Raw genomic sequence first — 14,266 nt, forward strand, 5'->3', positions numbered from 1 at the left:
TAATCGTGAGCATAAGCCTTTTAGTGGGGTGTTAAATGGATGATTTCAAACCAGAAGACGATATGAAAGCCGATCGCAACGATCGTCGTGCTGGTCGTTCCCGTCAGTCTTCCGAGCGTGATGCCGATCCGCAGATCAATTTTGACGATGTTGATCTTGATGCCGATGAAGGCCGTCCGACGCGCGCTGGTAAGGCCCGTCGCGAGCGTGAAGAGGAAGAGTTCGAAGAAGAACTGGATGCGCAAGACGAGGAGATGCTCGAAGAGCAGCCTGTAGAGCGTCGTCCGCGCAAGCGTAAAAAAGCGCCGGCCAAACCGGCCTCCCGCCAGTACATCATGATGGGTGTGGGGATTCTGGTGCTGCTGCTGTTGATCGTGGGTATCGGTTCCGCACTGAAATCGCCATCATCTTCCAGCCAGCAGACCGCTTCCGGCGAGAAGAGCATTAATCTGTCTGACGACCAGTCCGCCAGCATGCCTGCTGCGGGCCAGGACCAGACTGCCGCCGCTAACAGCACCTCACAGCAGGACGTAACGGTACCGCCTATTGCCGCGAACCCGACGCAGGGCCAGGCAGCGGTTGCGCCGCAGGGCCAGCAGCGTATCGAAGTTCAGGGCGATCTGAACAATGCGTTGACCCAGCAGCAGGGCCAACTGGACGGCGCCGTGGCTAACTCGACGCTGCCGACTGAACCGGCTACCGTCGCGCCAATCCGGAATGGCGCCAATGGCACCGCGGCGCCGCGCCAGGCGACCGAGCGTCAGACAGCAGCGACCCCGCGTCCGGCTGAACGTAAGCATACCGTTATCGAAGCGAAGCCGCAGTCGAAGCCACAGGCCGTGGCGAAAACGCCGGTAGAATCGAAGCCGGTCCAGCCGAAGCATGTTGAAAGCACGGCGACCACTGCTCCGGCGAAAACGTCCGTCAGCGAAAGCAAACCGGTGGCCACCGCTCAGAGCAAACCGACCACGACGACCGCAGCGCCAGCGGCAACGGCAGCTGCGGCAGCGCCGGCAGCGAAGACCGGGAAGACGGCAGGTGACGTCAGCTCAATGAAAACTGCGCCGTCGGGTCACTATACTCTGCAGCTCAGCAGCTCCTCTAACTACGACAACCTCAACAACTGGGCGAAGAAAGAGAAGCTGGATAAATATGTTGTCTATGAAACGTCGCGTAACGGCCAACCATGGTACGTGCTGGTGAGCGGTATCTATGCATCGAAAGATGAAGCGAAACGTGCTGTCACCTCGCTGCCGGCGGACGTGCAGGCGAAAAATCCATGGGCAAAACCGCTGCATCAGGTTCAGGCTGACCTGAAATAATGCCGTGGGGTAGTCTTAAGCGCAGGATGCTGTCGGAGCTTTCTCCACAGCCGGAGAACGTGTAATTAGTTAGGCAGCATGAAAAAGAATCGCGCTTTTCTGAAGTGGGCAGGGGGAAAGTTCCCCCTGCTTGACGATATTAAAAAGCATTTGCCGGAAGGCGAGTGCTTGATCGAGCCCTTTGTGGGCGCCGGGTCGGTATTTCTTAATACCGACTTTTCTCGTTATATCCTCGCGGATATCAACAGTGACTTAATCGGCCTGTACAACATCGTCAAACTGCGCACCGACGAATACGTCGCCGCCGCCCGTGAGATGTTTACCCCGGAAAATAACGTCGCTGAGCGCTACTACCTGTATCGTGATGAATTTAACCAAAGCCAGGATCCGCTGCGTCGCGCGGTGCTGTTCCTGTATTTGAACCGTCACGGCTACAACGGCCTGTGCCGCTACAATCTGCGCGGCGAGTTCAATGTGCCGTTTGGCCGTTATAAAAAGCCCTATTTCCCCGAAGCTGAGCTCTATCATTTCGCCGAGAAGGCGCAAAACGCCGAGTTTTACTGCGAATCTTACGAAGAGTGCATGCAACGTGCGGATAGCCGCACAGTGGTGTATTGCGATCCGCCCTATGCGCCGCTAACGGCGACGGCGAACTTTACCGCCTACCACACCAACAGTTTCAACCTGGAACAACAGGTACTGCTGGCGCAAAAGGCGGAATCGCTGATGAAAAAGCGCATCCCGGTGCTGATTTCCAACCACCGCACGCCGCTGACGCAGGAATGGTATAAAAACGCGGCAGAAACGCATATTGTGAAGGTTCGGCGCAGCATCAGCAGCAACGGTGGTACGCGTAAAAAGGTGGACGAGCTATTAGCGCTCTACCGTCCGCCTAAGACCAAATAAATTTCAAGGAGATGCGGATGAAGCAGTATTTGATTGCCCCTTCGATTCTGTCGGCTGATTTTGCCCGTCTGGGTGAGGATACCGCGAAGGCGCTGGCGGCGGGTGCGGATGTCGTGCACTTCGACGTTATGGACAACCACTACGTGCCAAACCTGACGATTGGCCCGATGGTGCTGAAGTCACTGCGTAATTACGGTATTACCGCGCCAATCGACGTTCACCTGATGGTGAAGCCGGTCGACCGCATCATTCCTGATTTTGCCGAAGCCGGCGCCAGCATTATCACCTTCCATCCGGAAGCCTCCGAACACGTCGATCGCAGCCTGCAGCTTATCAAAGAGCACGGCTGTAAAGCGGGCCTGGTGTTTAACCCGGCGACGCCGCTGAGCTACCTCGATTACGTGATGGATAAGCTGGACGTGATCCTGCTGATGTCGGTTAACCCGGGCTTTGGCGGCCAGTCCTTTATTCCCCAGACGCTGGATAAACTGCGTGAAGTGCGCCAGCGCATCGATGCGTCCGGCTACGACATCCGCCTGGAAGTGGATGGCGGCGTGAAAGCCAGCAATATCGGCGAAATCGCCGCGGCGGGTGCGGATATGTTTGTTGCCGGTTCGGCGATCTTCGGTCAGCCGGACTACAAGCAAGTCATTGATCAAATGCGTAGTGAATTAGCGAAGGTGAGTCATGGATAAATTACAGGCGATCCGCGGCATCGCATTTGATCTCGACGGCACGCTGGTGGACAGCGCGCCGGGTCTAACCTCGGCGGTTGATAACGCTCTGTACGCCCTGGAGCTGCCGGTGGCGGGAGAAGAACGCGTTATCACCTGGATCGGTAACGGCGCCGATGTCCTGATGGAGCGGGCGCTGACCTGGGCTCGTCAGGAGCGAGCAACGTTACGTGCGGCGATGGGCAAGCCTTCCGTCGACGATCATGATATTCCGCAAGACGAGCAGCTGCGCATTTTGCGTAAACTGTTTGACCGCTATTACGCCGAAGCGGCGGAAGAGGGCAGTTTCCTGTTCCCGGCGGTGGCCGATACGCTCGGCGCGCTGCATGCCAAAGGCCTGCCGCTGGCGCTGGTTACAAATAAGCCGACGCCGTTTGTCGCCCCGCTGTTGGACGCGCTCGATATTGCGAAATATTTTACCGTGGTGATTGGCGGCGATGACGTGCAGAATAAAAAGCCGCATCCGGAACCGCTGCTGCTGGTGGCGGAAAAGCTCTCTCTGGCTCCAGCCGAGCTGCTGTTTGTCGGCGATTCGCGCAATGATATTCAGGCGGCCAAAGCGGCAGGCTGCTGCTCTGTTGGTCTGACCTACGGTTATAACTATGGTGAACCGCTTGCGCTGAGCGAGCCGGACTATCTCTTCGACCAGTTTAACGAACTCTTACCCGCTCTCGGGTTACCGCACAGTGAAACTCAGGAATTGAAACATGACTAAGCCCATCGTTTTTAGTGGCGCACAGCCCTCAGGTGAACTGACCATTGGCAACTATATGGGTGCGCTGCGTCAGTGGGTAAACATGCAGGACGATTACCACTGCATCTATTGCATCGTGGACCAGCACGCCATCACCGTGCGCCAGGATCCGCAGCAGCTGCGCAAGGCGACGCTGGACACCCTGGCGCTGTATCTGGCCTGCGGCATCGACCCGCAGAAAAGCACTATCTTCGTGCAGTCGCACGTGCCGGAACATGCCCAGCTAGGCTGGGCGCTGAACTGCTACACCTATTTCGGCGAACTGAGCCGCATGACTCAGTTTAAAGACAAGTCAGCGCGCTACGCGGAGAACATCAACGCCGGTCTGTTTGATTATCCGGTACTGATGGCCGCTGACATTCTGCTGTACCAGACCAACCAGGTTCCGGTGGGCGAAGATCAGAAACAGCACCTTGAGCTAAGCCGCGATATCGCCCAGCGTTTTAACGCCATCTACGGCGATATTTTTAAAGTGCCTGAGCCGTTTATCCCTAAATCCGGCGCGCGCGTGATGTCGCTGCTGGAGCCGACGAAAAAGATGTCCAAGTCCGACGACAACCGCAACAACGTCATCGGCCTGCTGGAAGATCCGAAATCGGTGGTCAAGAAGATTAAACGTGCGGTCACCGACTCCGACGAGCCGCCGGTAGTGCGTTACGATCTGAAAGAGAAAGCGGGCGTCTCCAACCTGCTGGATATCCTCTCCGCGGTTACCGGGAAAACTATTCCTGAGCTGGAACAGCATTTTGAAGGCAAAATGTATGGCCACCTGAAAGGCGAAGTCGCCGAAGCGGTATCGGGCATGCTGATTGACCTGCAGGAGCGCTATCACCGTTTCCGTAACGACGAAGCATTTCTCAATCAGGTGATGAGAGACGGTGCGGAAAAGGCCAGCGCGCGGGCTTCTCAAACCCTGAAAGCGGTATACGAAGCGATTGGCTTTGTCGCCAAGCCGTAAGCGACGCAACAGCTAAAAGGGCGGGATGCTATCCCGCCCTTTTTTATGCCTGTCACTTTATGGGAGGCAAGGTTAATGGTTCGAAAACCAGTTCAGTTTATCCCGCAGACCGACCACGCGGCCGACGATGATCAGCGCCGGGCTGGCCATCTGCTGCGCCAGAATATCCAGTTGTCCTAAGGTGCCGCTGACCACTTTTTGCGTCACAGCGGTGCCGTTCTCGACGATGGCGGCGGGCATATCTTCAGCCATGCCGTGAGCGATAAGCTTCTCGCGGATCGCCGGCGCCTGGTTCAGACCCATGTAGAACACCAGGGTTTGCTTCTCCACCGCCAGGTTCGCCCAGTCCAGCTCGCCGCCGGTTTTCAGGTGGCCAGTGACCAGGCGGACGCCCTGGGCGAAATCGCGGTGGGTCAGGGGGATCCCCGAATAAGCGGAGCAGCCGGAGGCGGCGGTAATGCCAGGCACAACGGAGAAGGGGATGCCCGCCTCGCAAAGCGTCTCCAGCTCTTCCCCTCCGCGGCCAAAGATAAAGGGATCGCCGCCTTTCAGCCGGACCACGCGTCTTCCTTTTTGCGCTTCGCGCAGCAGGATCTGGTTGATCTCCTCCTGCGGGACGCAGTGGTAGCCTGAGCGCTTGCCGACGAACACCCGATCGGCATCACGGCGCACCAGATTCATGATGTCATCGGAGACCAGCCGATCATAGACCACCACGTCAGCCTGCTGGATCTGCTGCAGGCCTTTGAGCGTGAGCAGCCCGGCGTCACCGGGGCCGGCGCCAACCAGCACCACCTCGCCGCGATGCTCCAACGGCTCCGTCAGCAACTGCTCAGTGGTATCCGCGACTGCCTGCCGATCGTCATTAGCCAGCGACTGCGCCAGACGGTCGTTAACAAACAGCTTCTCCCAGAAGCGGCGACGCTCGCCTACGGTGGCAAACTGCTGCTTAACCCGCGCGCGCAGATGGCCGGCATAGCGGGCCAGCTGGCCGAGATGCAGGGGCAGAATTGACTCCAGTTTCTCGCGCAGCAGGCGCGCCAGAACCGGTGATGTCCCGCCCGAGGAGACGGCGACCATCAGCGGCGAGCGATCGATGATCGACGGCATGATAAAGCTGGCCTGGCGCGGGGCATCCACCACATTACAGAAGATACGCCGCGCTTCGGCCGCCTCGCTAACCTGCTGGTTGACCGTCTCATCATCAGTAGCGGCGATGGCCAGCCAGCAGTTATCCAGCAGCGAGGGGATAAACTCCTCCTGCACCAGTGTTAGCATCTGTGAATCAGCCCACACCTGAAACTGGGGCGTGAAGTCGAGCGCATTGACCGTGACGTTAGCGCCAGCATCCAGCAGCAGACGGGCTTTGCGTTCGGCGACATCCCCGCCGCCAACCAGTAAACAATCGCGCTGGCGCAACTGGCAGAATATGGGTAAGTGATCCACAGAATAACCTCATAAAAATAAGGGGTAGAAAACGAGTGGTCGTAGAATAGCAGCAAAGGTAATACAAAACATGCGACATATCCCGCACTCATGCGCTGTCGGTCAGAACTGTTACTTATATCTCCCCCCGTGGCCGGGGGGAGGGAGAAGGACTTACGCTTTAAGCTGAACGTGTCCGTCTTTCACGCGGGCGTCGAAGCGGGCGATAGAGTGGCTGGCATCTTCCATGCACAGGCCGTCGCTCAGGCGGAAGCGCTGTTTTTTCAGCGGGCTGGCGACCCATAGCGCGCCGTCATGCTCGGCGATAATCCCGCGAGACAGCACGCTGGCGTTGAAGAACGGATCAATGTTGCTGATGGCGAATACCCTGTCGTCATGGTAGGGACGGAAGATCGCCACCTGCTGCTGACCGAGCAGGGCGCAGACGCCGGTGGCCGGCAGGATGTCGTCGATGCTGCAGATATTTACCCACTGGCTCATGCTTTTTCCTCCACCAGAGTAACCGGGATACGCTCATACGGCGTGGCCGGGCGGTGCTGGTCACGTTCCGGCACCACCTGAACGTTCGGGTCGCGTTGGTCGCTGTTGATAAAGTGTTTGAAGCGGGTCTGCGCCGCCGGGTTGTTGACGGTCTCGGTCCACTCGCAGGCGAAGGCGGCGCGCAGGCGAGCCAGCTCTTCTTCCAGATGGTCGTTCAGACCGAGCTTGTCATCGATGATGACGCTGCGCAGATAGTCGATACCGCCTTCCATATTGTCCAGCCACGGGGCAGTGCGGGTCAGCTTATCGGCGGTGCGGATGTAGAACATCATAAAGCGGTCGAGATATTTGATGAGCGTCTCGCGATCGAGGTCCGCGGCCAGTAGATCGGCGTGGCGCGGTTTCATCCCGCCGTTACCGCACACGTACAGGTTCCAGCCTTTCTCGGTGGCGATGATCCCAACGTCTTTACCCTGCGCTTCCGCGCATTCACGGGTGCAGCCGGAGACGCCGAACTTCATTTTGTGCGGGGTACGGATACCTTTATAGCGGTTTTCCAGTTCTACGCCGAAGCCGACGCTGTCGCCAACGCCGTAGCGGCACCAGGTACTGCCGACGCAGGTTTTCGCCATACGTAACGCTTTGGCGTACGCATGGCCGGTTTCGAATCCCGCTTCAATCAGCTGCCGCCAGATCTCCGGCAGGTCGTCTTTCTGCGCGCCAAACAGGCCGATGCGCTGAGAGCCGGTGATTTTGGTGTACAGATTGAATTCACGCGCGATGCGGCCCACGGCGACCAGCCCTTCCGGCGTGATTTCGCCGCCAGCTGAGCGCGGGATCACCGAATAGGTACCATCTTTCTGAATGTTGGCGAGGAAGTTGTCGTTGCTGTCCTGCAGCGGCGTGTGCTGCGGCTTGAGGATGTACTCATTCCAGCAGGAGGCCAGCAGGGAACCGACGGTCGGCTTACAGACTTCACAGCCGTAGCCCTGACCGTGTTTTTCCAGCAGCTCGTCGAAGGTTTTGATGCCTTCCACGCGGATCAGGTGGAACAGCTCCTGACGGGAGTAAGCGAAGTGTTCGCACAGATTGTTGTTGACCTCGATGCCCTGTTTCGCCAGCTCGGCGTTGAGCACCTGAGTGACCAGCGGAATGCAGCCCCCGCAGCCGGTCCCGGCTTTGGTTTCCGCTTTCAGCGCCGCCACGGTGTGGCAGCCTTTGTTGATAGCGGCGATCAGGTCGCCTTTGCTGACGTCAAAGCAGGAGCAGATCTGCGCGCTGTCCGGCAGTTTATCGACGCCGATGGACGGCTTGCCGCTGCCGGCGTGGGCCGGGAGGATCAGCGAATCCGGGTTTTCCGGCAGCTCGATGGCGTTGAGCACCAGCTGCAGCAGATTGCCGTAGTCGCTGGTGTCGCCGACCAGTACCGCGCCGAGCAGCGTTTTGTTGTCGGCGCTGACGATCAGGCGCTTATAAACTTCTTTGCTTTCGTCGAGATAGACGTAGCTACGGGCGCCCGGCGTGCGGCCGTGGGCATCGCCGATCCCGCCCACGTCCACACCCAACAGCTTCAGCTTGGCGCTGAGGTCGGCGCCGGTGAAGCTATTTTCACTGCCGAGGAGATGGTCGACGGCCACCTGGGCCATTTTATAGCCGGGGGCGACCAGACCGTAGACGCGGTTGTTCCAGCTGGCGCATTCCCCGATGGCATAGATATCCGGATCGGAGGTCTGGCAGCTATCGTTGACCATGATGCCGCCGCGCTGGGCGACCGCCAGCCCGCACTGGGTGGCCAGCTTATCGCGCGGGCGGATCCCGGTTGAGAAGACGATGAAATCGACCTGCAGCTCGCTACCGTCGGCGAAGTGCATGGTTTTGCGCGCCTCGGTGCCCTGCTGAACAATCTCTTTGGTGTTTTTGCTGGTGTGAACTTTCACGCCCATGCTTTCGATTTTGCGCCGCAACTGCTCGCCGCCCATCTGGTCGAGCTGTTCGGCCATCAGCATCGGCGCGAATTCGATAACATGGGTTTCCACGCCGAGGTTTTTCAACGCGCCGGCCGCTTCCAGGCCGAGCAGGCCGCCGCCGACTACCGCGCCGCGTTTGCTGCGGCGGGCGCAGGATTCGATGGCGTTAAGATCTTCAATAGTGCGATAGACGAAGCAATCCTGGGTTTCCGCGCCTTTAATCGGCGGGATCCACGGGTATGAGCCGGTCGCCATAATCAGCTTGTCGTAGAACACGGTACGCCCGGCGCTGGAGTGGATCACTTTCTCCTGGCGGTTGATGGTGATCGCCCGTTCGCCGACCAGCACCTTGACGCCGTGTTTCTCATAGAAACCTTCGCGTACCAGCGACAGTTCTTCCGCAGTGTGATGGGAGAAATAAGACGACAGGTGGACGCGGTCGTAGGCGATACGCGGTTCTTCACAGAACACGGTAATGTCGAACTGTCCGGCAGGCGCCTTATCGAGAAGCTCTTCGATAAAGCGATGGCCAACCATGCCGTTACCGATAATAGCGATTCTGACTTTGCTCATTTTTGCCTCGATTTCTTTTCTATTACCGCCTACCTTAACGATTCAGCCATCAGGCTTATTGATGCAAATCAATGACAACTTCACCTACCACTTAATGGGTATGCGTTTGATTTGTCAGTATTTTTATAAGTCATGGAAAACGCTGACTTTTCCTTTTTGCTGATTTTGTGTACAAGAATTGGGTAAGCCGCGATTGGGGTTAGACAGAAAACAAGCCGTATTGAATAGAGAGGGTGATATGACAGCAGCGCCGCTTTGGTTGATTCAGAACGTACGCCTGGCAGACCGCGACGGCCTGTGGCAAATAGCCATTGATAAGGGCCGCTTTGGCGCGATCACGCCGATGGGGGAGGCGCACGATGAAAGCTATGAGGTATTGAACGCTCGCGGCGGGCTAGCGATCCCGCCTTTTATCGAGCCGCATATCCATCTGGATACCACCCAGACGGCCGGCGAGCCGAACTGGAATCAGTCCGGTACTCTGTTCGAGGGGATTGAGCGCTGGGCGGAGCGGAAAGCGCTGCTCAGCCATGAGGACGTCAAAGCCCGGGCGTGGAAAACTCTGAAGTGGCAGATCGCCAATGGCGTGCAGTTTGTCCGCACTCATGTCGATGTTTCCGATCCCACGTTAACGGCGCTGAAGGCGATGCTGGAGGTCAAACAGGAGGTGGCGCCATGGGTCGAGTTACAGATTGTCGCTTTTCCACAGGAGGGGATCCTCTCTTACCCCAACGGCGAGGCGCTGCTGGAGGAGGCCCTCAAGCTGGGGGCGGACGTCGTCGGGGCGATCCCGCATTTTGAGTTCACCCGTGAATATGGTGTGGAATCGCTGCATATCGCCTTCCGTCTGGCGCAGCAATATGACCGCCCACTGGATATTCACTGCGATGAAATTGACGATGAGCAGTCGCGCTTTGTTGAAACCGTTGCCGCGCTGGCGCTGAAAGCGGGGATAGGGCCGCGGGTAACGGCCAGCCATACCACCGCTATGCACTCCTATAATGGCGCTTATACCTCGCGTCTGTTCCGCTTGCTTAAGCTCTCCGGCATCAACTTTGTCGCCAATCCGCTGGTGAATATTCATCTGCAGGGCCGGTTTGACGACTACCCGAAGCGACGGGGCATTACCCGGGTGAAGGAGCTGTTGGCGGCGGGGATCAACGTTTGCTTTGGTCATGATGACGTCTTTGACCCGTGGTACCCGCTGGGGACCGGCAATATGCTGCAGGTCCTGCATATGGGGCTCCATGTTTGCCAGCTGATGGGCTACCAGCAGATCAACGACGGCCTGCAGCTTATCACCGACAACAGCGCCCGCACGTTTGGCCTCGAGGATTACGGCATTGTCAGCGGCAACCCGGCTAACCTGATCATTCTCCCGGCGGAGAATGGCTTTGAGGCCGTCCGCTGCCAGGTGCCGGTGCGCTGGTCAATTCGCCAGGGAAGGGTGATCGCGACCACCCAGCCGGCGCAAAGCTGGATCCAAACTGACCGCGGTGGCGAGGAGCTTTCTTTTATGAGGAACAGCCCCCTTGCGGATGCAAAGGGGCCGAAGGCTTAGTGAGACGCCGCCTGAGCGTTGTTCTGGCGATGACGGGAGACGAAGCCGAGGATAAAGCACATTACGAATACCACGGCATAGAGGCCGTTAGCGGTGTGCAGCGCGGCCAGGGGACCGCTGGCCGCCACAATCGGGCCGGTGACCACGAAAGTGAGCATGGTGCCGATGGTGCCGCAGGTGAGGATAAAGTTCACCAGCTTCGGCGAAGCGACCCGCGTCTGCTGCGAACCGAGCGTAATGATCGAGGTGTAAATGGCGCTGGAGAAGAAGCCCAGGGTCAGAATAAACCACGGCATATGCTCCGGCGAACCATTGATAAACAGGTACATCAGCACCGTCGCGAGCCCGGCGAGGATGGTTAAGATACGCTGCAGGTCGAAGAAGCGCAGGATGAAGCTGAATGACCACATGCCGATCATGTAGGACATCCAGAAATCGCTCACCAGTTTACCGGCGTCGCCGAGGCTCATGCCCAGGCTCTTCGCATATTCCGGTACCCAGGAGATAAAGCCCAGCTGACCGAGGATGTAGCACAGCGCCGCAACGGAGAGGAACAGTACGCCGATGCCCCACTTCTCTTTCACCACCGGCTGGCTGTTTTCGCTCTGGGCTTTTTTGCCCAGCACCGGGAAATCACAGCCGAAAGTCAGGACGAAAATAGCGACATACACCAGACCAATACAGGCGTAGACCCAGTACCACTCGATGCTGCGCGCCAGCAGGACGGCGGCGACCATCGGGAAAATCATGCCCGCCATGCTAAAGAAGGAGTCGGTAAACAGCAGACGCGCCCCGCGCTGACGGCCTTCATACATATGGGTGATCAGGAAGGTCCCGATCGACATGGTGATCCCGCTCACCAGGCCAAGAACGAACATTGACGCGGAGAACAGCGCCAGGCTGTGGCTGAGCATCAGGCCGGCCACCGCCAGCACCATCAAAATAAAGCCAAAGCGCAGCTGAGTTTTCAGCGGCACGATTTCCATCAGCCAGGCATTTAGGAAGATGGAGATAAGAATACCGGCGTTCAGAAAGGTAAAGGTGTTGCTCATACTGGAAACGGGCAGATGGAAATAATCCGCAATGTTACCCATCACCATCCCGGTGACGATCACCAACGCGCCGGTCAGGGCGTAGGAGAAGAAGCTGATCCATGTGAGCTTAATACGGTTGCTGTTAGTCATGACTGGCCTGTGAATAGAAAGGTAAAGCGCGTTGACGCTGCGCCGGGCGGACAGATTTTATTCGTTCAGGTGATGTAATTAAATGTTTATTGTGAAATAGGTTATCTTTTGCATGTTTTAATGTGATCTGCATCACGCTTGTTCGCTGCAAAGGAGATCGTTTGCGCGGTTACAATTATTACAGCTAAGTAAAATTTGGTAAAAGGCTGGCCCAGGATGCAAAGGCTCTTTAGAATCAAGGCACTCGCTTTTATTCTGCTCCGTTAAGGAATTTCCATGCTCAAATCAACACTGGCGGCGATGGCTGCCGTTTTCGCTATTTCAGCGTTCTCCCCGGCCATGGCGGCAAAGGGCGATCCGCATGTGCTGCTGACCACTTCGGCAGGTAACATTGAGCTTGAGTTAAACAGCCAGAAAGCCCCGATTTCCGTGGATAACTTCCTGAAGTACGTCAACAGCGGCTTCTACAACAACACCACCTTTCACCGCGTGATCCCGGGATTCATGGTGCAAGGCGGCGGCTTTAACGAACAGATGCAGCAGAAGCAGCCTAACCCGCCGATCAAGAATGAAGCAGACAACGGCCTGCGCAACACCCGCGGCACCATCGCGATGGCGCGCACCGCCGATCAGGATAGCGCCACCAGTCAGTTCTTCATCAACGTGGCGGATAACGCCTTCCTCGACCATGGCCAGCGCGACTTTGGCTATGCGGTATTCGGCAAAGTGGTGAAGGGGATGGATGTTGCGGATAAGATCTCCCAGGTCCAGACCCATAACGTTGGTCCGTACCAGAATGTGCCGACCAAACCAGTCGTTATCCTCTCAGCGAAAGTGCTGCCCTAATCCTCCCGCGGCGCGGTGGTCTATCGCCGCGCCCGGTCGCCTCCCGGCATAACCTGAAATTGCTGCTTATACTTGTGGCACACAGGGGACGATAAGGGGGGCGACGATGCGTCCACTCACCGATAAGCAAAAATCCCGACTCTGGGAACAGACACGCAATACCAATTTTCAGGCCAGCCGTCGCCTTGAAGGCGTGACGGTGCCGCTGGTTACGCTGACTGCCGAAGAGGCGCTGGCGCGTCTGGCGACGTTGCGGAGGTAGTATGAGCGATAAATTCGGCGATGAACGCGATCCTTATCTCTATCCGGCGCTGAACGTACTGCGCAACCGTCTCGGCATCCGCCAGGCTAAAAATCTGCAGCAGGCCGCCTTTGAGATGACAGCGCTGCGGGCGGCCACTCTGCCGCTGGGCCCGCGGGTGCGCGGCTTACCCTATCTGTGCGCTATTCATCACCAGTTGTATCAGGATCTGTTTGACTGGGCGGGCCGCTTGCGTGAAGTGAACCTCTACCTGGACGATACGCCGTTCTGCCACTTTGCCCGGATCGAGGAGGAGGGGAATGCCCTGATGCAGGCCCTTGAGCAGGAGGATTATCTCAGTGGCCTGCCGCGCGATACCTTCATCGAACGCCTGAGCTGGTTCTATGGTGAAATTAATGTGCTGCACCCTTTTCGTCTTGGCAATGGCCTGACCCAGCGCATTTTCTTTGAACAGCTGGCGATACATGCCGGCTACCTTCTTAACTGGCGTGACGTTGACCCCGCCGGCTGGAGTGCGGCCTGCCAGCAGAGCGCGATGGGCGATCTGGCCCCGCTGGTGGCGATCTTTCGCAAAGTGGTAAGCGAAGCGCGGGAATCTGAGTAGAATAGCCCGGTTTTGATTGTTCCGGAGCCGCTATGATCCTGCTTATCGATAACTATGACTCTTTCACCTGGAATCTGTATCAGTACTTCTGCGAACTGGGGGCGGAAGTACTGGTCAGGCGCAACGATGCGTTGACGCTGGAGGAGATAGCGGCGCTGGCGCCGGAGAAAATCGTGATCTCGCCAGGCCCCTGCACGCCGGATGAGGCGGGGATTTCCCTCGCGGTTATCCGCCACTATGCCGGAAAAACGCCGCTGCTGGGCGTCTGTCTCGGGCATCAGGCGATCGCCCAGGCGTTTGGCGCGACTATCGTGCGGGCGGCCCAGGTCATGCATGGCAAAACCTCGCTTATCGAGCATAACGGCGAAGGGGTGTTTCAGGGGCTGAATAATCCCCTGACGGTGACCCGCTATCACTCGCTGGTGATTGACCCGCCGACGCTCCCGTCCGAGTTTAACGTCACTGCCCGCAGCGCCAGCGGTGAGATTATGGGGATCCGTCACCGCGAATGGGATCTCGAGGGCGTGCAGTTTCATCCGGAAAGCATCCTCAGCGAGCAGGGCCATCAATTGCTGGCCAACTTTTTGAAACGGTGATTTTCAGTTGCTATTGACTGATTTTTTATGCATATTTTGTGATTAGATTATCATAATCGCATCTGCGTAACGA

14 protein-coding genes are annotated in these 14,266 nt (G+C 57.6%); 10 read left to right on the forward strand and 4 right to left on the reverse strand.

Annotation, left to right across the window (positions count from 1 at the left end; all coding sequences use genetic code 11):
* Positions 1 to 35 precede the first annotated feature (35 nt).
* The 5 genes from damX (at position 36) to trpS (ending at position 4,674) form a co-directional block, all read left to right on the forward strand.
* On the forward strand, positions 36 to 1,322 hold the full coding sequence (damX, locus tag KHQ23_RS07090; RefSeq protein ID WP_015875204.1) for a cell division protein DamX: 1,287 nt from the start codon (positions 36 to 38) through the stop codon (positions 1,320 to 1,322).
* A gap of 78 nt (positions 1,323 to 1,400) precedes the next feature.
* Positions 1,401 to 2,228, forward strand: coding sequence for an adenine-specific DNA-methyltransferase (dam, locus tag KHQ23_RS07095; protein WP_002920260.1), 828 nt, complete (start codon positions 1,401 to 1,403; stop codon positions 2,226 to 2,228).
* 17 nt (positions 2,229 to 2,245) lie between these two features.
* Positions 2,246 to 2,923, forward strand: a complete 678-nt coding sequence (gene rpe / locus KHQ23_RS07100; protein ID WP_002920259.1) for a ribulose-phosphate 3-epimerase — start codon at positions 2,246 to 2,248, stop codon at positions 2,921 to 2,923.
* Positions 2,916 to 3,677 carry a phosphoglycolate phosphatase gene (gene gph / locus KHQ23_RS07105; protein ID WP_004188345.1) on the forward strand — a complete coding sequence of 254 codons (762 nt, stop codon included), beginning with the start codon at positions 2,916 to 2,918 and terminating at the stop codon, positions 3,675 to 3,677. Before rpe ends, gph begins: the two co-directional genes overlap by 8 nt.
* Positions 3,670 to 4,674 carry a tryptophan--tRNA ligase gene (gene trpS, locus KHQ23_RS07110; RefSeq protein ID WP_032435147.1) on the forward strand — a complete coding sequence of 335 codons (1,005 nt, stop codon included), beginning with the start codon at positions 3,670 to 3,672 and terminating at the stop codon, positions 4,672 to 4,674. The genes gph and trpS overlap by 8 nt, the downstream gene beginning before the upstream one ends.
* A gap of 72 nt (positions 4,675 to 4,746) precedes the next feature.
* Here trpS and cysG read toward each other — a convergent pair whose 3' ends face one another.
* From cysG to nirB, 3 genes are all read right to left on the reverse strand, one after another.
* Positions 4,747 to 6,120, reverse strand: a complete 1,374-nt coding sequence (cysG, locus tag KHQ23_RS07115; protein ID WP_080831413.1) for a siroheme synthase CysG — start codon at positions 6,118 to 6,120, stop codon at positions 4,747 to 4,749.
* 153 nt (positions 6,121 to 6,273) lie between these two features.
* Positions 6,274 to 6,600 carry a nitrite reductase small subunit NirD gene (gene nirD, locus KHQ23_RS07120; protein WP_002920249.1) on the reverse strand — a complete coding sequence of 109 codons (327 nt, stop codon included), beginning with the start codon at positions 6,598 to 6,600 and terminating at the stop codon, positions 6,274 to 6,276.
* Positions 6,597 to 9,140 carry a nitrite reductase large subunit NirB gene (nirB, locus tag KHQ23_RS07125; RefSeq protein WP_004889472.1) on the reverse strand — a complete coding sequence of 848 codons (2,544 nt, stop codon included), beginning with the start codon at positions 9,138 to 9,140 and terminating at the stop codon, positions 6,597 to 6,599. Before nirB ends, nirD begins: the two co-directional genes overlap by 4 nt.
* Before the next feature lie 238 nt (positions 9,141 to 9,378).
* Between nirB and KHQ23_RS07130 the strand changes: the two genes are divergently transcribed.
* Positions 9,379 to 10,701, forward strand: coding sequence for a cytosine deaminase (locus tag KHQ23_RS07130; protein WP_004174045.1), 1,323 nt, complete (start codon positions 9,379 to 9,381; stop codon positions 10,699 to 10,701).
* On the opposite strand, the gene tsgA is transcribed toward KHQ23_RS07130, so the two are convergent.
* A complete protein-coding gene (gene tsgA, locus KHQ23_RS07135; RefSeq protein WP_047693964.1) occupies positions 10,698 to 11,885 on the reverse strand; it encodes an MFS transporter TsgA in 1,188 nt (395 codons plus the stop codon). The genes KHQ23_RS07130 and tsgA overlap by 4 nt on opposite strands.
* A gap of 276 nt (positions 11,886 to 12,161) precedes the next feature.
* On the opposite strand from tsgA, the gene ppiA reads away from it, so the two are divergent.
* The 4 genes from ppiA (at position 12,162) to pabA (ending at position 14,193) form a co-directional block, all read left to right on the forward strand.
* A complete protein-coding gene (gene ppiA, locus KHQ23_RS07140) occupies positions 12,162 to 12,731 on the forward strand; it encodes a peptidylprolyl isomerase A (RefSeq protein ID WP_002920238.1) in 570 nt (189 codons plus the stop codon).
* A gap of 106 nt (positions 12,732 to 12,837) precedes the next feature.
* On the forward strand, positions 12,838 to 12,993 hold the full coding sequence (locus tag KHQ23_RS07145; protein WP_032435145.1) for a YhfG family protein: 156 nt from the start codon (positions 12,838 to 12,840) through the stop codon (positions 12,991 to 12,993).
* Between the two features lies 1 nt (position 12,994).
* Positions 12,995 to 13,597, forward strand: coding sequence for a putative adenosine monophosphate-protein transferase Fic (locus KHQ23_RS07150; protein WP_073553671.1), 603 nt, complete (start codon positions 12,995 to 12,997; stop codon positions 13,595 to 13,597).
* Positions 13,598 to 13,629: 32 nt separating this feature from the next.
* Positions 13,630 to 14,193, forward strand: a complete 564-nt coding sequence (gene pabA / locus KHQ23_RS07155) for an aminodeoxychorismate synthase component 2 (RefSeq protein ID WP_002920229.1) — start codon at positions 13,630 to 13,632, stop codon at positions 14,191 to 14,193.
* The last annotated feature ends 73 nt before the right edge of the window (positions 14,194 to 14,266 follow it).

Source organism: Klebsiella sp. 64, assembly GCF_018223915.1.
Taxonomy (GTDB): Bacteria; Pseudomonadota; Gammaproteobacteria; order Enterobacterales; family Enterobacteriaceae; genus Klebsiella; species Klebsiella pneumoniae.

Bases quoted from the DNA above. Each gene is read 5' to 3' on its own strand.
- tsgA (WP_047693964.1), bottom strand. From the start codon at position 11,885: ATGACTAACAGCAACCGTATTAAGCTCACATGGATCAGCTTCTTCTCC.
- damX (WP_015875204.1), top strand. From the start codon at position 36: ATGGATGATTTCAAACCAGAAGACGATATGAAAGCCGATCGCAACGAT.
- KHQ23_RS07130 (WP_004174045.1), top strand. From the start codon at position 9,379: ATGACAGCAGCGCCGCTTTGGTTGATTCAGAACGTACGCCTGGCAGAC.
- nirD (WP_002920249.1), bottom strand. From the start codon at position 6,600: ATGAGCCAGTGGGTAAATATCTGCAGCATCGACGACATCCTGCCGGCC.
- KHQ23_RS07145 (WP_032435145.1), top strand. From the start codon at position 12,838: ATGCGTCCACTCACCGATAAGCAAAAATCCCGACTCTGGGAACAGACA.
- dam (WP_002920260.1), top strand. From the start codon at position 1,401: ATGAAAAAGAATCGCGCTTTTCTGAAGTGGGCAGGGGGAAAGTTCCCC.
- KHQ23_RS07150 (WP_073553671.1), top strand. From the start codon at position 12,995: ATGAGCGATAAATTCGGCGATGAACGCGATCCTTATCTCTATCCGGCG.
- pabA (WP_002920229.1), top strand. From the start codon at position 13,630: ATGATCCTGCTTATCGATAACTATGACTCTTTCACCTGGAATCTGTAT.
- trpS (WP_032435147.1), top strand. From the start codon at position 3,670: ATGACTAAGCCCATCGTTTTTAGTGGCGCACAGCCCTCAGGTGAACTG.
- gph (WP_004188345.1), top strand. From the start codon at position 2,916: ATGGATAAATTACAGGCGATCCGCGGCATCGCATTTGATCTCGACGGC.
- ppiA (WP_002920238.1), top strand. From the start codon at position 12,162: ATGCTCAAATCAACACTGGCGGCGATGGCTGCCGTTTTCGCTATTTCA.
- rpe (WP_002920259.1), top strand. From the start codon at position 2,246: ATGAAGCAGTATTTGATTGCCCCTTCGATTCTGTCGGCTGATTTTGCC.
- nirB (WP_004889472.1), bottom strand. From the start codon at position 9,140: ATGAGCAAAGTCAGAATCGCTATTATCGGTAACGGCATGGTTGGCCAT.